The sequence below is a fragment of the Pseudomonas fluorescens genome (genome assembly GCF_005938625.1).
Classification (GTDB): Bacteria; Pseudomonadota; Gammaproteobacteria; order Pseudomonadales; family Pseudomonadaceae; genus Aquipseudomonas; species Aquipseudomonas fluorescens_BD.
In genome coordinates this window covers 1-18,924 of sequence record NZ_VCNJ01000042.1, presented here as the reverse complement: position 1 = coordinate 18,924, position 18,924 = coordinate 1, and the positions used below count along the sequence as shown (strand labels likewise).

The window sequence follows — 18,924 nt, the reverse complement described above, 5'->3', positions numbered from 1 at the left end:
AGTGCTGTCGGCACACTCAGGCCGGGACACTTTCCAGCAAATCCACCAGTTCATACTCCATAACGTCAGCCAGCCCCAGCCAGTCCTGGCGCTCTTGGGATTCGAGCATTTGCAGTAATAGCTGCGCCCACATCTGCTGCACCTCTGTAGAAGCAGACGATAAACACTGCTGGGCCTTTTCAAACACATCGACCATCGCCAGCGCCGCCTCAACATCGCGACCCAGGCGAAACAACCCTGCGCACTGGCGACATTCATCCTTACAGACACTCAGCGCACTCATTGCACAAACTCCGGATTGAAAGCGGTTCCGGCGATCAGCGCCCCGCAGCGGCTGCTGTTGAGAAACCCGACCTGTGGATGCGCAGCGATGTAGCGCTCCAGCACGCACAGATAACCGCGAAAATTGAGTTGCGTGCTGACCCGTTGGCCATGGCCATCGCGCACCCAATGCCGCGCCTGATTCACCGACGGCCCCAGCTCGCCGTCGTTCCAGCCGGCATGGGTCTTGTTCATCGGAAAGGCGAAGTCAGCGCCAAACAGCGTGATGCTGGCGGCCCCCATCTCTACCGCCAGATCCACCGCCGGGTGAATCACACTGCCGCCAACGTGCAACTGCGCTCGCGGATGCTGCTCACGCAAGTTCGCGTAGATCGGACTTGCGGAATAACCACCGTAACGTTTGCCCTTCCACGCCTTCAACACCGCCGGATCGCTCATCGGCAGATACACCAGCGGGATGCCGTCGGACTCCTCGAAAGGCAGATGACGAAAACTGATGCGCTGATCAATGCTTACCACCAGATCAGGCACAATCCCGTGTTCGCGCAGCGGTCGATACGCAGTGTCGACACAGATGAATAACGGGCGTTCGGCGCGCTGGCGGATTGCAGCGAGACGCTGGTAATGCTGCTCCAGTGTCGGCCCGGTGGCGATCACGTAGATTTCCCGACCCGCGCACGTGCCGAACAACTGCGCCACATCCGCATCGCCGAGCAGCACCGGCAGACACGCCTGCAAACGCTGTTGAATCTCCGGCGACTGCGGATCGAAATCCCGATTGTTGAAACTCAGGTGCACTTCACTGACCAAGCGATCACGGACTTTCGCGTTGAAGTCGTCGGCCAGCAGCATCTCGGCAGGCAAGGCAAAAAACGGCGTGAAAAAATCTGCGTGATCACCGGCATAAAACAAATCGACGCGCGGATCGTCCAGCCATTCACGCTGATCTAGCAGTTGCACCACCAGCGCAAACAACGCGCCGTTGAGGATGTGCACATACAAGCGCTGCAGCCCTTCGCGCTCAAGCAGCACCCCGGGCAAATCACCGAGCCCCGTGCCATAAACATGCAATTGCGCTTTGTCGGGCAGGCTGGCTGCCTGAGTCCGCGCTTCATGGAGGCGGTCATGGCGGCTGGTGAGTTGAATGCCGTTGATGCTCAGTGTCGAGCCAAGCCCCTCAACCAATTGAGCTGGAACGGCCGCACTGTCTTCAGCCATCAGTCGCTCGAACAGCGCCGGCCAGCGCCGTTGCAACACCTCGGCATTGGTTTGAAAAAACTCGCTCATGGCGCCTCGCGCTCCCTCTTCAGGCAAAAAAATAGCGTTCAAGGTTAACCTTGAACGCTATTTTTGTATCCGCCGTTTTTGCTCCGGCTCAAGGACGATAGATGATCGCCGAGCCCCACGACAGACCGACACCAAAACCGCTCAACGCAATACGCTGCCAGTCGGAATCGATGACGTGTTTTTCCAGCAGCAACGGAATGCTCGACGACACGGTATTGCCGGTCTCGACCATGTCCTTGATGAACTTCTCCGGCTCGCCTTCGAAGCGCCGCGCCACGGCATCGACAATCGCTGCACTGCCCTGGTGAATGCAGAAGGCATCGATGTCATCAGCCTTCAGACCGGAATCATCCAGCAGTTCGTGCAAGTGTGCCGGGACTTTGAGCAGCGCGAAGTTGAAGACCTGACGACCGTTCATGAAGAATACGCCATCGGTGACTTTCAAGTGCGGCGCACCGGAGCCGTCAGTGCCGAACTTGGCCTTGCCCAGCGCCCAGGTCGGATCTTCGCCCATCCACGTAGCGGTGGCGGCATCGCCGAACAGCATGGTGGTGTTGCGGTCTTCCGGATCGACGATTTTCGAATACGGGTCAGCGGTGATCAGCAGGCCGTTCTTCAGGCCGGCGGCTTCCATGAAGCCCTTGATCGCGTAGATGCCGTAGACATAACCGGAGCAGCCCAGGGAAATGTCGAACGCGGCAACGTTGGTCGGCAGACCGAGCTTGTCCTGCACGATCGCTGCGGTGTGCGGCAGGCCTTCTTCGTCACCGTTCTGAGTGACGACGATCAAGGCGTCGATCGATTCACGTTTCAGTTCAGGGTTGCTGGCAAACAGCGCATTGGCCGCTTCCACGCACAGATCGGAGGTTTCTTGTTCAGCGTCTTTGCGCGGCAGGAACGCCGAGCCAATCTTGCCAAGGATGAATTCTTCATCCTTCTCGAATTTTGCACCTTGTGCGTAATTGTCCACGCCGGCTACAGGAACGTAGCTCGCAATGCTTTTTATGCCAATCATTACGGCTTCCCAATAAAAAACAGCCCAAGACCACCGCTCGCAAGGATTTCGAGGGGCGCCGACAAACAGAAAACGGCCGCCACAACGGGCAGCCACGGGGAGCGCAAAGGGCTATCACTGGAATCGAAAACGAGCCAGGCGCCATCTCCCCGATCAATACAATACAGTGAAGATGCGCGTTATGACTCGCAGGTCACGCTATTTTGCCGAATCGGTGCAGATCGGCTTATTCGACCAACGACCAGTCCAGCGGCGTACCGCGCTTGATCGGCGCGCGTGCGCGGCGGCCGAGGACGGCGTCGGTGTGCTTGGGCGGCAGACCGAGACCGGGGCGAATGGCGCGCAGGTTGTCCCCGCTAAAGGTGTCACCGGCGGCCATGTCGGCGGTGACGTACAGCGAGCGGCGATACACCACCGACTTGCGCTCGGCTTCGGTGGCACCGTAATGCACCTGGCCCAAGGCTTGCCAGGCACGCTCGGTTTCCAGCACCAGACTGGCCATTTCCGCCGGTTCCAGCGAAAAACTCGCATCGACGCCACCTGCCGAACGGTCGAGGGTGAAGTGTTTTTCCACCACCGTCGCGCCCAGTGCCACCGCCGCCACCGACACGCCAACGCCCATCGAGTGATCGGACAGCCCCACTTCGCAACCGAACAATTCACGCAGGTGAGGAATCGTGCGCACGTTGCTGTTGAGCGGCGTCGCCGGGTAGGTGCTGGTGCATTTGAGCAGGACCAGATCCTTGCAGCCGGCCTCGCGGGCGGCACGCACGGTTTCATCCAGCTCAGCGATGCTGGCCATGCCGGTGGAGATAATCAGCGGCTTGCCGGTGGCGGCCACACGACGGATCAACGGCAAGTCGGTGTTTTCAAAACTGGCGATCTTGTAGGCCGGCACATCAAGACTTTCGAGAAAATCCACCGCTGTGTCATCGAACGGTGTCGAGAACGCGAGCATGCCCAGTTCTTTTGCGCGAGCGAAAATCGGTGCATGCCACTCCCACGGCGTGTGGGCTTTTTCATACAAGTCGTAGAGCGAAGTACCCGCCCACAGACTGCCCGGATCCTTGATAAAGAACTCGCCTTCGGCCAGATCCAGGGTCATGGTTTCGGCGGTGTAGGTCTGCAGCTTCAGGGCATGCGCGCCGGCCTTGGCCGCCGCTTCGACGATTTGCAGGGCCACATCCAGCGACTGGTTATGGTTGCCGCTCATCTCGGCGATGATGAAGGGCGGCGCATCGGCGCCGATCAAGCGGTTGCCGATCTTGAAACTAGTCATGGGGGTGATCCTTCAAAACACGGGTGAACGCGCAGGCCCCTTGGGTAAACCCGGCGTCACGAAACACATTCAATGAGGGCAGATTGTCCGGCAGGACGCAGGCGTTGATCACTGTCAGTTGCGGCCAGTGCGCGGCGACAAATGCCTGACCACGGGTCAACAGCGCCCTGCCCCAGCCGAGGCCGATACGCCCTTGCAGCAAGTAGATCGAGACTTCGGCTTCAAATCCGCGCAGGTCATAACGCACAACACCGACGGCGCCATCGTCCGCCTCGGCGATCAACAGCAACCGCTGCGGATTACGCAAACTTGCCGTCAGCCAGTTGAGGTGTTGCACCCAATCGATCACGCCAGTCTGCGGCGACCAGCGTCGCACGGCTTCGGCATTACGCCCCTCGAACAGCAACTGCGCATCGTCCAGCGTAGCCGGGCGCAGCTTGAGCACTGCGCCGGCCAGCGCTGCCGCAACACGCTCGGCGCCGCGACCATCGACCAGTTGCCGCGAACGCTCGGCCAGGCTCTGGCGCAGAAAATGATTGCCCACGACAAAGCCGACAGCGTCACGTAACTGCTCGACACTGACCTGCTCACGGGCGCCCATGAACACATGTGCGCCCGCTGCGGCCATGACTTCGCCGTTGATCTGCTGGTTGTTCGACACCGCGATACAAATCGTCGGCAAACCCAGCGCCGCGCGCTCCCAACTGGTACCACCGCCGGCGCCGATAAACAGATCGGCTTCGCTCATGCGTTGGTAGAAATCTGTGACGAAACTGTGCAGGCGCCAGTTCGGCCGCGTCTCGGCCAAGGCCTGCATCTGCGCCCACGCCGGGTTGTCGGCACCAGCAACGAAATCCACCTGCAACTCGCTGAAATCAGCGAGGGCGAGCATCGCGTGATGAGTCTGCATCGCCGCATCGAAGCCACCGAAATTCACCAGTACCCGGCGAGCCGTGGGTTTGATGTCGATGGCCGGGCAATTGAACTCTTCGCGCAGCATGGCGTAGCGCGGGCCGAGCAACGTGCGGCAACCCTCAGGCAGCAGAGGTGAGTAGTGTTCGCTGAGGCCGGACAAGTTCTGATTGAGCAACAGATCAACGCTGTAGCGTCGGGTCGCCAGATCATCGACCGCCGCGATGCGATGCGCCCAGCGGCGTGCAGCGGTTTGCCAGTGATGATCGAGGCCGTAATGATCGACGATGATCCAGTCGAATTCGGCATGGCCGGCCAGCAGCAGATCCAGTGCGTCGATGTCGGCCTGCCACGGCAGCATCGATTCGATGGCTTGCTGTGGATCTTCAGCGGTGTAACGATCCGGCAGCGCAAAGGTTTCAAACCCTTCGCCGCTCAACGCCTCCAGCCGATGCCCGGGCAATTGCCGACAGGCAAACGCGACATGGCTGCCCTGCCCGCGCAACACCCGCGCCAGCGTCAGGCAACGGGCAATATGGCCACTGCCGATGGTCGGCGAGGCGTCGGCGCGAATCAGCACCCTCATTGCAGCTCTCCGCCCGCCTTGAGCGCGGCGTACAAGTATTCGGCGCGCTTCCAGTCTTCGGGCGTGTCGATGTCCTGCACCAGGTGCCGGGGTAGAACCACCGGCAGACTGGCCGGCGAATAAACCACCTCACCACGCAACCAGGCCTCACTGCGGCCCCAGTAGAACTGACCGGCATCCTGAAACGCTTCGGGCAGATCCTGCGAGCGGGTATTGCGAAATTCGGGATACAACGCAGTCAGCGCGCCCTGCCCGTCCAGCGTCAGCGCACGCTGCACCGGAAAACCGAAACTGCACACGGAAAACGCAAAAGACCGGTCGGGATGCTGTTCCAGCAATTCCAATCCCTGATGCAGATAGCGCGCCTGCAACAGCGGTGCCGTGGCGTACACACAGCAGGCGAAATCGAAGGTTGGCAATTGCTGCAACGCATGCACGATCACTGCCGCCGTACCGGTGAAATCGTCAGCCAGTTCTGCCGGGCGCAGGAACGGCACTTGCGCGCCATGGGCCCGCGCGACATCGGCAATCTCGGCATCGTCGGTGCTGACCACGACCTGATCGAACACACCCGACTCCAGCGCAGTGCGGATCGAACGGACAATCATCGGCACGCCGTCGAACGGCAAGAGATTCTTGCGCGGGATGCGCTTGCTGCCTCCGCGTGCGGGGATGATTGCAACGTTGCTCAAGGACGTTTTTCCAACAGGAACCAGGTGACATCGTCTGCCGGGAATTGCGCATCGCGGTGATAGACGAAACCGTAATCCAGCAGTTGCAGATCAGCATAGCGATCAAGCATCTCACCGGCAAAATCACGTTTGAACAGCTTGCCGCTGTTACCGCGATAGGACACTTCCACCGGTGCCGGGTTGTAGTACTCGGCGATCAAAATGTAGCGCTGGCTCAATGCGTACAACTGCGCATAAGCCATCGGCAACAGTTCAGGGGCCAGATGGATCAGCACGCCTTTGCTCAGGGTCAGGTCGTAGCGGCGCTCACGTGGGAAATCGAACAGCGAGCCGTGCCAGATCTGCGCAATGTTCAACGCCCGCGCCTGAGCACAGGCGCTGTCATTGATCTCGACGCCGAACAGCTCACAGCGCGGCAGCAACTGATGCAGCGCCTGCAAATTGTTGCCGGCGTTGGTGCCCAGTTCCACCAGGCTTTCAATACGCCCGGCGCGGCTCAACGCTTTGGCAAACAGCGCGAGATTGGCCGCCACCAGCGGTTGGCCGACATTGCGCTCAACGTATTGGTTGCCGAACTCACCTTGCCAGAATTTTTCCTGCTCGCTCAGATCACGCATGACTCAGTCTCACCCACCGCCACGGCGGCATTCATTCGGTCAGTCGACGCAATTGCTCGACTACATAATCCTGCTGCTGATCACTCAGCAACGGGTACAGCGGCAAGCTGATGGCCTCGGCGTAATAGCGTTCGGCCTCGGGGAAATCGCCCTCGGCAAAACCCAGATCACGATAGTAGGGCTGCAAATGCACGGGAATATAGTGCAGGTTTACGCCGATCCCGGCGGCGCGCAAGCCTTCGAACACCTGCCGGTGACTGAGGCCGATGCGCTCGGTCTGCAAGCGAATCACGTACAGATGCCACGCCGACTCTGCTTCAACCTGAGGGCTGGGCAGCGTTACCGGCAAGTACGCCAACAGACGCTCGTAACGCGCCGCCAGCTCGCGACGCCGGGCGATGAAGTCGTCCAGCTTGCTCAGCTGAGACAAGCCCAGCGCGGCCTGCATATCGGTGATCCGGTAGTTGAAACCCAGCTCGACCTGTTGGTAGTACCACGGGCCATGACTGGGTTCGGTCATTTGCTGCGGATCACGGGTCATGCCATGGCTGCGCAGACGTTGCAGACGCTCGGCCAGGTGCGGACGGTTGGTCAACACCATGCCGCCTTCGGCGCTGGTGATGATTTTCACCGGATGAAAACTGAACACGGTCATCGCCGCAAATTCACCACAGCCGACCGGGCGCCCGGCGTAACGGGCACCGACGGCGTGCGAGGCATCCTCGATCACCGTGAAGTTGTAGCGCTCGGCCAATTCAGCAATGCGCCGCATGTCGCAGCTCTGCCCGGAAAACGCCACCGCCACCAGCACCTTCGGCAAAGTGCCGTCCTGTTCGGCCTGGTCGAGCTTCGCTGCAAGGGCGAAGGCATCAAGGTTCCAGGTCAGCGGATCGATGTCGACGAAATCGACCTCAGCGCCGCAATAGCGCCCGCAATTGGCCGAAGCGAGGAAAGTGTTTGGCGTCGTCCACAAGCGATCACCCGGCCCCAGATCTGCGGCCAGACAGGCGATGTGCAGCGCCGCTGTGGCGTTGCACACCGCCACGGCGTAATCCGCCTGGCAACGCTCGGCCAGCGCCTGCTCGAAGCGCTCGATGGTCGGCCCCTGGGTCAGCCAGTCCGATTGCAGAACCTCGACGACCGCATCGATGTCTGCCTGATCGAGGCTCTGCCGACCGTAGGGAATCATGCCGAGAGCTTCGCGTGCAGGTCGGCGATCTGCCCGACCGAAAGGAAATGCGGGTTGGTGTCGGAGCGGTACTCGAAATCTTCGCTCACGGCACGCCCCTGCTCGCCGAGTTTGTCGACGGCAAAATCGACATCGACGCTGGTGAAGCGAATTGACGGCTGGATGGTGTAGTGATCCTCAAATTCAAGGGTCATCCGCGCGTCGTCCAGCGGCACCATCAACTCATGCAGCTTTTCACCGGGACGAATGCCGACGTGCTTGTGCGGCAGCTGTTCGGCCATGCCGCGCGCCAGATCGACAATGCGGATCGACGGAATCTTCGGCACGAACACTTCACCACCGTGCATGCGCGCAAAGCTGTCGAGGACAAACTGCACGCCGTGGTCGAGGGTGATCCAGAACCGCGTCATGCGTTCGTCGGTGATTGGCAGCTCCGTAGCGCCGTCGGTGATCAGCTTGCTGAAAAACGGCACCACCGAGCCACGCGAGCCGGCGACATTGCCGTAGCGCACCACGGCGAAACGGGTTTGCTGCTCACCGGCAATATTGTTGGCGGCGACGAACAATTTGTCCGAGAGCAACTTGGTCGCGCCGTACAGGTTGATCGGGCTGGCCGCTTTGTCGGTGGACAGCGCCACGACTTTTTTCACGCCGTTATCGATGGCGGCGGCGATGATGTTTTCCGCGCCGTTGACGTTGGTGCGAATGCATTCGGTGGGGTTGTATTCCGCCGCCGGCACCTGCTTCAACGCCGCAGCATGCACCACGTAGTCGATGCCGCGCATGGCCTGACGCAGACGGTCTGCGTCACGCACATCACCGATGAAGTAACGCATGCACGGTGCGTTGAATGTCTGCTGCATCTCGTACTGTTTCAACTCGTCACGCGAGAACACCACCACGCGCTTGGGCTGGTATTGCTCAAGCAGTCGGGCGATGAATTTGCGCCCGAACGAGCCGGTGCCGCCGGAGATGAAAATCGATTTACCGTTGAACATATGCTGATTCCTGTCCGGCACGCTTAAGCGAGCAACTGAGCCCAGTTGATCGAGGCATTTTCACCCAGGGTGAACCCTTTGCCGGTCAGGGCCAGGTTGGCGTTGTATGCCGGATCCTGGGCGAAGGCGCCGCTCCATTTTTCACGCAATGCCGCCAGTGCTTCCGGCGCCTGTGGCAGCTCGCCGGTATGCAGCACCTGCACCAACGGCGTCCACACGGTGAGGTAACCGGACTGACCCGCCTTGAGGCACAGATCGACATCGGCATAACCCTCGGCGAACGTCACTTCATCCAGCCCGCCAAGGGTGTTGAACAGCTCTTTGCGCACCATCAGACACACCTTCGACACAGCCGAGTAATTCTGCTCGACCGTCAAACGATGCATGTAGCTGTCTGCGCTGTGTTTTTCGCCGATGAAGGGCGAACCCACGCCATCGTTGAGGCCAAGAATCAGACCGGCCTGAGCGATGTTGCCGTCGCGGTCGACCAGTTTGGCACCGACGACGCCCACTTCCGGACGCTGGGCGTGGTTGAGCAGCGAATCGATCCAGTTCGGATTGACGACCTCGCTGTCAGCGGCCAACAGCACCAGATACTCACCCTGAGCCTGCTCGCTGGCGGCGTTGTACAACGCGACCTCACTCAGTGGCTGATCGGCACGCAGCACATTGACCTTGGCGTGGCGCAGGGTGCCCAGCCAGTCGTTGACCGCTGCCGATTGATTAGCGTTTGCCGCCAGCAACACTTCATAACGGCTGTAACGGGTTCTGAGCAGCACGCCTTCCAGGCAGCGGCGCAGCACCGGCAGATCGTCGATGACCGGCAGAATAATCGACACCAGTGGCTGTTCGCTGTGGCGGTAATCGATCTGCCAGGTGCCCGGCGCCGTCGAGGTGACCTTGGCCTTGTAGCCGCGATTGCCCAGATGACGCAGCAACGCCTGACGTTCGTGGGCGTTTTCTTCCAGCTCCGCCGCCTGGGTGATGAGCAGCGGCTCGTCGAGGTGTGCCAGGCCGTCGAGGCCGCCCTGCTCGATGATGCGCAGCAACAGGTCAAATTCCAGCGCCTTGCTGAAGTCAGCCTGATAACCACCGGCGTCGAGCAACACTTCGCGACGAATCAACCAGTGGCGCGCCATCAGTGACGGTACGCTTTGCAGCAGATCCAGATTGAAGCCCGGGCGGAACACGTCAACCAGTGCGCCATTGTCCTTGCGCTGGATTTCATCGGTGGCAACGGCACGCACGCCGTCGGCGGACATCAGTTCCAGACTGGCGCGCAACAGGCCGCTGGTGGTGAACTGGTCACCCGCCTCACACAGCAGCAACCAATCGCTTGGCGACTGTTGAGCGCTGAGGTTGAGCTTGTCGACGACGTTGCTTTGGGTGACTCGCACAAAGTGCAGGGTGTTTTGCGCGGTCGTCGCCGCCGGCGCTTCACCGGTGGTGAACACCACCACCCTGAACGCTTTGCAGTGACCTTCGAGCAGGCTGTCGAGCGTTACCTGCAACTTGTCGATGTCGTTGTCCAGGTCGAGCACGAAAATGCCGAATTGCGGACCACCGCCTTCAGTCGCCAGATGTTGGCCGATCGACTCGAGTGGCTTGATTGCCGGCGCGCGAGCCGCCAGCCACTGCAACAGACGACCGGACTTCATTTTATCGAAGGCCGGCTGATTATCATCGACCGTCAGCACTTCGAGGCGGGCGATCCACTCGTGCATGGCTTGCGCGGCGGTCTCGTCCCCGACGATGTCCAGTTGCGCCGCCAGACGTTTGACCACGGTCTGGTTGAACGCATTGAGATCATGGGCCTGCCACAACCGGTCCAGCACACTTTCCGCTGTATCGTTGTTGCGCGCCTGCAACAGGTGCGCCTGACGGGTCCACACGCCTTCCAGCCCTTCCAGTTGCATGCGACCGGCCGGCAGCGTGTGCAAGATGAATTCGAACTGCTCCAGACGATCGAAGAATGCCTGGTTGTAAAACGGCATTTCGACATACTGCAGCGGGCCAAAACGACGATCCGGCGCCTTCAGTTCCTGGTTCCAGGTCGACTCGATAATCAGCTCGGCAGTCAACGCCCGCCCGGACTTCAGGCTGTCGGCCATTGCCTCGAAACTCTCCAGGGCAAAGGCCTTGGCCTGCCCGGCAGCCAGCCCTTCGATAGCGGTAGGCAGCGAGACGAGGAATTCGGCAAAGGCCTCGCGTTCGGCGACCGATTTGGCGTCGACGTAGGTCAGCGAGTGATACACATCGGTATTGTGCTCGGAGACACCGTAGTTGATCTCGCGCACCACGTACGGAATCGGCAGGATGCGGGCTTTGGCACTGGCCAGCAGGTAGTAGACGTGACCAATTTCCTGCCACTGGAAATTGGTCCCCGGCGGCAACGCCGCGTGCCAGTTTTTCATCAGGTCAGTACGGGTTACCGCGTAGAACGGCGGGATGTACTGGTGCATGTAATCGAGGACACGATCCTGCGCTCGCTCGGACGCATAGTCTTCCTGGACTTTCTTGTCGCGGCGGTAGTAGTTCACGCCATGGGCCAATGACAGGTACATCAGGCAATAGCCGTGGCACATACCGTAATCAGGATTGGCATGCAGGAAGCCGACCGACTCTGCCAGCGAATCATGCAGGATGAAGTCGTCGTCGGCCGCCAGCACCATGTACGGCGTGGTCAGATGCTCGACACCATAGGCCAGTTTGGCCTGCATGCCCCAGTACGCGAACTGCGGCACGTGGTGGTAGTCGACAGCGGAAAAGTCGCCTTCAGGTCGATCCAGAGTCGAATCGAGCACCATGATTCTGCAGGGCAAGCTGCTGTAATACTTCACCGCCCGGCGCAAAAACGCCGGCCGATTGTGAGTAATCAGGACGACGGTCAATAGCTCTTCGAGCGGTAGCGCCATTTCAGTACTGTACTTGCCTTGCATAACTTCTCTCCACAACCGGCGACTCGCCGAAACAACGCTTGGTGATGTTGCGAATTAACGGACGCGACGCAGATAGCCGTCCGGCGCCACGGTGATCAGCAGCTTGTTCTGCAACTGCTGGTCGATCTCGAAATCCTGGTTCTCTTCCAGGTATTTCCACACGGCGGTTTTCGGGTTGTCGCCCGGGCCCCATGGACGATCCGGGAAGAAATCGGCCGGCATGTCTTCAACCACGGTGTCCATCACCACGCAATAGCTGTCGACCGACACCAGTGGTGCGTACAGACGCAGCTCTTCGAGGACGTGATCGTGGGTGTGGTTGGAGTCGAGGACCAGAATGACTTTCTTGCCTTTCGCTGCAGCCTGCACCTGAGCGGCAATGCCGGCATCGATGCTCGAACCTTCGATCATCTTGATGCGTTTGGCCATCGGGTGGCTTTCGATCGCTTCGCGGTTGTGCGGGCGAATGTCGAGGTCGATGCCCAGCACTTCGCCGTGGCCTTGCAGCTCCAGCAACGAGGCGTAGTAGATGATCGAACCGCCGTGGGCGATGCCGCACTCGATGACCAGATCCGGTTTGACCTGCCAGATGATCTCCTGCATGGCCATCATGTCTTGTGGCAGCTGGATGATCGGACGGCCCATCCACGAGAAGTGGTAGCTGTATTTGTGCTTGGCCGATTCATTGAAGAAATCGCGGGCCAGGCCGGTCAGTTTCTGGTCGTCACCCTGCTGGGCAATTTGTTCCCGGCATTCGGCTTCGAAGGCTTGGTTGATGCTGTTGTCGGTCATTTTAATAATCTCAAGGGTCACTGAAACGAAGCGCTGTCGACGGCGTGATAGACATAGCGTCCACCGGTCATCCGCTTGATCTCTTCGAGGTAATTGGAATTCATCACAAACAGATGGGCGCCTTCAGGCAGCGCGTCCATGGCCTCTTGCGGCGAAGACACACGCGCGCCACTCAGTGGCAGATAACGCCCCTGTTTGGCAGGGTTGATATCCACCACACGATCCACCGCGACACCTGCGCGTTGCAGGAACAGCGAATAGATCACGCCTTTGGAGGACGCTCCCCAGATGGCCGAACCCTGCTCGGGCGCCGACTGAATGATCTGCACCGCACGATCGAGGCTGGCCGTAAAACCGTCAGGCAGTGCGAGGCGCGGCACCGGTTGTTCCGGGGTCAGGCGCAACGTCGACAGGTCGGCGACGATGTACAGGTATTGGCCACCGAACAGATGACCGGCCTCATGCACGGTGCCGAACATCCGGCGCAAGTCATCAAGGCGGAAATAATTGACGTGCTCGTAGAACAGGTCGAACCAGGCTTTGTGCTCAAGAATCCAGTCGAAGCACGGCACTTCGACGTAGATTTGCCCGCCCTGATTGGCATTGGCGATTTCGGCGAGGAAGCTCACCGGATCCTGAATATGCTCCAGCACATGGCGCAGCACGATGGCGTCTGCCGCCAGTCCCAGGCCCCGGGTGAACGGTGCCTTGATCACGTCGGCGTTTTCGCCTTCGTACGCCGGGTCGATGCCGGTGATCGAATAACCGAGGCCCTTGAGCAACTCAAGGAAATAGCCTTTGCCGCAGCCGACCTCGATCAGTTCCTGACCCTTGAAGTGCTTGGCGATGATGCCTTCGACGTCGCTCAAGTGCTTCTGGAACTGGCCGGAATGCGCCTGCTCGTTCTGGTAATCGGCGTCGTAACTGAGCTTGTCGGCATCGAACGCCGCATTGAAGATCAGACCGCTGCGCTCATCCTGCACCAACAGCATGTCGGCACTGGCCGAGGCCTGCGCCGCTTCGGCATCGGCAAAGGTGCGGTTCTGCAGCACCGGCAGGTCGGTGACCCGGTACAACTCGTGCTTCATTGCGGCTCTCCCAGTAACTGTTGCAAACGCTCGGTCACCGCCCAGAACGCCAGGGGTTCGTGGGTTGGGTATGGGTAGTGGCCGAGGTTCAAATGCAGCGACACGTCGCGTTCGCGCAGGCGTTGTTCGACCAATGAACGGACTGAGACCGGTTGGCCACTGGCGCAATTGATCACGCCGTTGAAGTCATGTTTTTGCAAGATCGCGGCGAGGTAACCGGCAGCGTTTTCAATCGGCAGAAAATCACGCAGTTGCTCACCGGCGGACATGTTGAACGACGGCTCACCGGCGTCGACCGCCCGGTCCAGTGCCGCCAACAGACTGTTGGGGTTCTGACCTTCGCCATGCAGATAGAACAAGCGCGCCCACTGCAAAGTAAACGGCTGTTCCTGCTGCAGATTTTGCAAAAACAGGTGCAGCGTGTGCTTGGCCAGACCGTAAGGATTGCTCGGCTGTGGTTCGGTGCATTCGCTAAGTGGGCCGCTTTGCATGCCGTATTCGAAACAGGTGCCAGTCACCAGAACCTGCTTCACACCCGCCTCGACCGCGCTTTTGATAAAGCGATAGTCGGCCATCAGGTTGTGTTCGAAATGGAACAGCGCCCGGTAGTTCGGCAAGCCCGGCCAGGCCAGATGCGCCAGTGCGTCGATGCCATCGGTCAATGCGTAGATATCGAGATCGGCGGCGTGAATATCCGCTGCGATGAACTCGACGTTGTTGATCCACTGCATGCCTTGTGCGGTTTCTGCGTTACGCGCCACGGCACGAACATCGCAGCCGCGTGCAAGCAATGCCGCGACCAGATGCCGACCGACAAATCCTGTGGCACCAGTGACCAGAACCTTCACAGCACGCTCAACTCAGGCACGGCGATCACGAAGCGGCCATCCCACTGACGCACTTGCGCCAGTTGCTGGCTGACTTCGTGGAGCAGGTTCCACGGCAACACCAGCACGTAGTCCGGTTTGTCGATATCGATCTGCGCCGGCGCCACGATCGGAATACGGCTGCCCGGCAAAAACTTGCCCTGCTTGTGCGGATTGGCATCAGCCACCCAGGCCAGCAGGTCGGGTTTGACCCCGGCGTAGTTGAGCAAGGTGTTGCCCTTGGCCGCCGCGCCATAACCGACCACGCGTTTGCCGTCGGCCTTGGCCTGCAACAGGAAGCGCAGCAAGTCATGCTTGATACGTTCGGCGGCAGGCGCAAGGGTCGCGTAGTACTCGGCGGTTTTCACCCCGGCCTCCAGCTCGGCTTGCAGCTGTTGTTGCACCGCGGGTTGAACCGGACGACGTTCGCCATCCTTGCGCTGGACAAACACGCGCAGCGATCCACCGTGCGTGGTCAGTTGGCTGACGTCGAACACTTCCAGGCCATTGCGTTCACACAGCGTCTGCACGGCGGTCAGCGACAGGTACGAATAGTGTTCGTGATACAGCGTGTCGAACTGCGCGCCAGCCATCAGCGTCAGCAGTTGCGGGAATTCGAACGTAGCCACGCCGGTCGGCTTGAGCAACGTCGCGAAACCACCGAGGAAATCATTGATATCCGGCACATGGGCGAGCACGTTGTTGGCCGCCATCAGGTCGGCGCCCCAGCCTTCGCTGTGCAGCTGCGCGGCGGTGTCGCGACCGAAAAACAGTTCGCGGATTTCCAGGCCCTTCTCGCGTGCTGCTTGTGCGGTGCTGCGGGTCGGCTCAACGCCCAGGCACGCGATGCCGCGAGCGGCAACGTACTGAAGCAGATAACCGTCGTTGGCGGCGACTTCGACCACGCGACTGTCGGCAGTCAGGCCGAAGCGCTCGACCATCTCGGCGACATAGCGTTCGGCATGGGCCAGCCAGGTGCTGGAGAACGAACTGAAGTAGGCGTACTCCGCGTCGAACAGGCTGTCGGCGCGAGTGTAATCCTCGGTCTGTACCAGCCAGCATTGCTGGCACACCGCGACCTTCAACGGCACCCATTGCTCAGCCTGTTCCAGGCGATCGGCGTGGACGTAGGCGTTGGACGGTGGCGAGGTGCCGAGGTCGATCAGCGGCAGGCTCAGCGGTGCGGCGCACCCACGGCAGTTCATAGACGCACTCCAGCAAAGTGTTGATCGAGCGCGGGATGGCTGGAATCCCGCGCTGACAAATTATTGACAGGCAACGGCCAGGCAATCGCCAGCCGTGGATCGTTTACCGACAGACCGCCTTCATGCTCCGGCGCGTAATCGGTGCTGTGCAGGTAGAACAATTCAGCGTCTTCGGTCAGGGTCTGGAAACCGTGGGCGAAGCCGGCCGGGATCAGCAGGCTGCGACCGTCGCCGGCCTGCAGGTGCTCGGCGTGCCAGTGCAGAAACGTTTCGGAGTCCGGGCGCAGATCCACCGCCACGTCCCACACTTCACCGCGCAGGCAGGTGATCAGTTTGGCTTCCGGGGCGTTGGCATTCTGATAATGCAGACCGCGCACACTGCCCTTCTCGCGGGTGCAGGAATGGTTGATCTGGCGGATATGAAATTCGCTACCGAACGCACTCAGGCTGCCTTCGCAGAACAGCCGGGCGAAGTGCCCGCGCTGGTCTTCAAAACGTTTGTGCTGAACGCTGAACAATCCGGCCAGCGGCAACGCTTGCAGAGAAAACTCACTCACAGCGCGCCTCGGTACAGGTTCAGTTGGCCGAGGGTGACGGTGCGCATGTCATCGCCGTTCTGCCACGCCAGATGCCAGTCGAGGGTCTGGGTCAGGCAGGCCTGCAAGGTCCAGCGTGGCTGCCAGCCAAGCACTTGCCGCGCGCGACTGCTGTCCAGACGCAACAGACCGGCTTCGTGCAGCTCGCTTTTTTCGATGCGCAGACCGCGCGCCTGCGGCCAGCGGCTGGCGAGCAGTTCGACCACTTCGCCGACGCTGCACATGTCCGCCTCGCCCGGGCCGAAGTTCCACGCACCGGCGTATTCCGGGCCTTGTTCGTAGAGGCCGGCGGCCAGTTGCAGGTAACCGGCCAGCGGCTCCAGTGCGTGCTGCCACGGGCGCACGGCTTGCGGGTAGCGCAAGGTCACCGGCTCGTCGGCGGTCCACGCTTTAAGCACGTCGGGAATCAGTCGCTCTGGGGCAAAATCACCGCCGCCGAGGACGTTGCCGGCGCGCGCGGTGGCCAAGGCCAGACCGTGTTCGGCGTACTTGTCGGCCGGGAAAAACGACGCGGCATAGGATTGTGCAAGCAACTCACAGCAGGCCTTGCTGCTGCTGTAAGGGTCGTGGCCACCGAGGGCTTCGTCTTCGCGGTACGGCCACAGCCATTCCTTGTTGGCGTAGACCTTGTCGGTGGTGACCAGCACACAGGCGCGCACGCAACCGACCTGACGAATCGCTTCAAGCAGGTTCAACGTGCCCATGACGTTGCTGGAATAAGTGCCAAGCGGGTCGCGATAGCCTTCGCGCACCAACGGCTGCGCGGCCAGGTGCAGAACGATCTCCGGCTCGGTATCAGCGATGATTTCCAGTAAAGCGCCCAGATCACGCAGATCACCGCGCTGATCGTTGATGCCTTCGTGCACGCGCGCCAGTTCAAACAGGCTCGGCTCGGTCGACGGATCGAGGGAAAAGCCGCTGACTTGCGCGCCGAGGCTTTGCAGCCACAGGGTCAGCCAACTGCCTTTGAAACCGGTATGTCCGGTGACCAGCACGCGTTTGCCGCGCCAGAAATCCGCACTCAGGCCCATTGCTTCCATGGGGCCTCCCCGCTCTGCCACAGCGCTTCGAGATGGTTCTTGTCGCGCAGGGTGTCCATCGGATGCCAGAAACCTTCGTGTTCGAAGGCTTTCAGTTGTTCGTCCGCAGCCAGACGCGCCAAGGGTTCGGCTTCCCACGTGGTCGCGTCATCGGCGATGTACGGCAGCACTTTCGGCGAAAGCACGAAGAAACCGCCGTTGATCCAACCACCGTCACCGCGAGGTTTTTCGGTAAAGCCCAGCACCTGATCGCCCTGACGCTCAAGGGCGCCGTAACGACCCGGCGGTTGCACGGCAGTGACGGTCGCGAGACGGCCGTGGCCTTTATGGAAATCCACAAGTTGCGCAATGTTGATATCGGAAACGCCGTCGCCGTAGGTGAAGCAGAACGCCTCTTCATCCTTGAGGTAACGGCTGGCGCGCAACAGTCGGCCGCCGGTCATGGTTTCTTCACCGGTGTCGATGAGAGTGACGCTCCACGGTTCGCTGTAGTTCTGGTGCACGTCCATGCGGTTTTCGCGCATGTTGAAGGTGACGTCAGAGGTGTGCAGAAAGTAGTTGGCGAAGAAGTCCTTGATCGCATAGCCCTTGTAGCCGAGGCAGATCACGAAGTCGTGAATTCCGTGGGCGGAATACTGCTTCATGATGTGCCAGAGAATTGGCTTGCCACCGATCTCGATCATTGGCTTGGGCTTGAGGTGCGACTCTTCACTGATGCGCGTGCCGAGGCCACCCGCCAAAATAACTGCCTTCATCGTCTCCCCTCTTGTTCTTCAGCGGGCTGCGCACGGCTTGCTTGAGCTGCGCGGACCTTCTGGCTAAACCTCTTGCCGTTCCGGGCGCCGCTGCAGTGACCGCGAGCGCTCGTTTTATGGCGATTTACAGGGGACTTGCAGGAAACGCGCCAGCTCCACAAGCCCCTCACCCTAACCCTCTCCCAAAGGGAGAGGGGACTGATCGAGGAGTTTGGGAAAAATACGCCGACGTGCGATACCGAGTCGAACTCAGATTCTGAAACAGATCAAAAGCCCCTCACCCTAGCCCTCTCCCAAAAGGAGAGGGGACTGAACGAGGAGTTTGCGAGAAGTACGCCGACGTGAAATACCGAGTCGAACTCAGATTCTGAAACAGATCAAAAGCCCCTCACCCTAGCCCTCTCCCAAAAGGAGAGGGGACTGAACGAGGAGTTTGCGAGAAGTACGCCGACGTGAAATATCGAGTCGAACTCAGATTCTGAAACAGATCAAAAGCCCCTCACCCCAGCCCTCTCCCGGAGGGAGAGGGCTGGGCGGGCAGCGTTCCGATGAAGGGCAAATCCAACACCGAACAAAAGCCGACCGCATGCCCTTCACCACTCAACAGGATGAGCGTTAGCTCGGCTGCGGCTTTTGATCTGTAGGGCGACGTCGGAAGGCTGAGTGGAGGGATTGATCCGGGCGTGGGAGCGCAGCGACCGTTTGGCGCAGCCAAACACAGCGAGAGGAGGTGCAGCGAAGCAAACCGTAGGCGCTGCGCCCGGATCGATCCCGCAGCGAAGGAAC

17 protein-coding genes are annotated in these 18,924 nt (G+C 60.3%); all 17 read right to left on the bottom strand.

From position 1 onward, the window contains the following. Positions 1-16: 16 nt before the first annotated feature. On the bottom strand, positions 17-283 hold the full coding sequence (locus tag FGA82_RS23795; RefSeq protein WP_141128975.1) for a hypothetical protein: 267 nt from the start codon (positions 281-283) through the stop codon (positions 17-19). After that, positions 280-1,569, bottom strand: a complete 1,290-nt coding sequence (locus tag FGA82_RS23790) for a motility associated factor glycosyltransferase family protein (protein WP_141128974.1) — start codon at positions 1,567-1,569, stop codon at positions 280-282. Before FGA82_RS23790 ends, FGA82_RS23795 begins: the two co-directional genes overlap by 4 nt. Positions 1,570-1,657: 88 nt before the next feature. Next, a complete protein-coding gene (locus FGA82_RS23785) occupies positions 1,658-2,584 on the bottom strand; it encodes a ketoacyl-ACP synthase III (RefSeq protein WP_095122707.1) in 927 nt (308 codons plus the stop codon). 226 nt (positions 2,585-2,810) lie between these two features. Beyond that, positions 2,811-3,863, bottom strand: a complete 1,053-nt coding sequence (gene pseI, locus FGA82_RS23780; protein ID WP_141128973.1) for a pseudaminic acid synthase — start codon at positions 3,861-3,863, stop codon at positions 2,811-2,813. Further along, on the bottom strand, positions 3,856-5,361 hold the full coding sequence (pseG, locus tag FGA82_RS23775; RefSeq protein WP_141128972.1) for a UDP-2,4-diacetamido-2,4,6-trideoxy-beta-L-altropyranose hydrolase: 1,506 nt from the start codon (positions 5,359-5,361) through the stop codon (positions 3,856-3,858). Before pseG ends, pseI begins: the two co-directional genes overlap by 8 nt. Beyond that, positions 5,358-6,053 (bottom strand): pseudaminic acid cytidylyltransferase, encoded by a 696-nt coding sequence (gene pseF, locus FGA82_RS23770; protein ID WP_141128971.1) that lies wholly within the window; start codon positions 6,051-6,053, stop codon positions 5,358-5,360. The genes pseG and pseF overlap by 4 nt, the downstream gene beginning before the upstream one ends. Further along, on the bottom strand, positions 6,050-6,670 hold the full coding sequence (locus FGA82_RS23765; RefSeq protein ID WP_141128970.1) for a pseudaminic acid biosynthesis-associated methylase: 621 nt from the start codon (positions 6,668-6,670) through the stop codon (positions 6,050-6,052). The genes pseF and FGA82_RS23765 overlap by 4 nt, the downstream gene beginning before the upstream one ends. A gap of 31 nt (positions 6,671-6,701) precedes the next feature. Beyond that, positions 6,702-7,859: a UDP-4-amino-4,6-dideoxy-N-acetyl-beta-L-altrosamine transaminase gene (gene pseC / locus FGA82_RS23760; protein ID WP_141128969.1), complete on the bottom strand. Its 1,158-nt coding sequence runs from the start codon at positions 7,857-7,859 to the stop codon at positions 6,702-6,704. Then, entirely contained in the window at positions 7,856-8,857 is a 1,002-nt protein-coding gene (gene pseB / locus FGA82_RS23755) for a UDP-N-acetylglucosamine 4,6-dehydratase (inverting) (protein ID WP_141128968.1), read from the bottom strand. The genes pseC and pseB overlap by 4 nt, the downstream gene beginning before the upstream one ends. Before the next feature lie 23 nt (positions 8,858-8,880). Beyond that, positions 8,881-11,796: a glycosyltransferase family 2 protein gene (locus tag FGA82_RS23750; protein WP_141128967.1), complete on the bottom strand. Its 2,916-nt coding sequence runs from the start codon at positions 11,794-11,796 to the stop codon at positions 8,881-8,883. 54 nt (positions 11,797-11,850) lie between these two features. Further along, complete coding sequence (locus tag FGA82_RS23745; protein ID WP_093439633.1) at positions 11,851-12,588, bottom strand: cephalosporin hydroxylase family protein; 738 nt, start codon at positions 12,586-12,588, stop codon at positions 11,851-11,853. A gap of 17 nt (positions 12,589-12,605) precedes the next feature. Then, positions 12,606-13,676: a class I SAM-dependent methyltransferase gene (locus FGA82_RS23740; protein WP_141128966.1), complete on the bottom strand. Its 1,071-nt coding sequence runs from the start codon at positions 13,674-13,676 to the stop codon at positions 12,606-12,608. Next, positions 13,673-14,524: an NAD-dependent epimerase/dehydratase family protein gene (locus FGA82_RS23735; protein ID WP_141128965.1), complete on the bottom strand. Its 852-nt coding sequence runs from the start codon at positions 14,522-14,524 to the stop codon at positions 13,673-13,675. The genes FGA82_RS23740 and FGA82_RS23735 overlap by 4 nt, the downstream gene beginning before the upstream one ends. Then, the gene (locus tag FGA82_RS23730; RefSeq protein WP_141128964.1) at positions 14,521-15,747 is read right to left on the bottom strand and encodes a class I SAM-dependent methyltransferase; all 1,227 of its coding nucleotides are present in this window, start codon (positions 15,745-15,747) and stop codon (positions 14,521-14,523) included. The genes FGA82_RS23735 and FGA82_RS23730 overlap by 4 nt, the downstream gene beginning before the upstream one ends. Beyond that, on the bottom strand, positions 15,744-16,304 hold the full coding sequence (locus FGA82_RS23725) for a dTDP-4-dehydrorhamnose 3,5-epimerase family protein (protein ID WP_141128963.1): 561 nt from the start codon (positions 16,302-16,304) through the stop codon (positions 15,744-15,746). Before FGA82_RS23725 ends, FGA82_RS23730 begins: the two co-directional genes overlap by 4 nt. Beyond that, positions 16,301-17,383: a CDP-glucose 4,6-dehydratase gene (gene rfbG, locus FGA82_RS23720; protein WP_141128962.1), complete on the bottom strand. Its 1,083-nt coding sequence runs from the start codon at positions 17,381-17,383 to the stop codon at positions 16,301-16,303. Before rfbG ends, FGA82_RS23725 begins: the two co-directional genes overlap by 4 nt. Continuing rightward, the gene (gene rfbF, locus FGA82_RS23715; protein WP_141128961.1) at positions 17,365-18,138 is read right to left on the bottom strand and encodes a glucose-1-phosphate cytidylyltransferase; all 774 of its coding nucleotides are present in this window, start codon (positions 18,136-18,138) and stop codon (positions 17,365-17,367) included. The genes rfbG and rfbF overlap by 19 nt, the downstream gene beginning before the upstream one ends. Between the last annotated feature and the right edge of the window lie 786 nt (positions 18,139-18,924).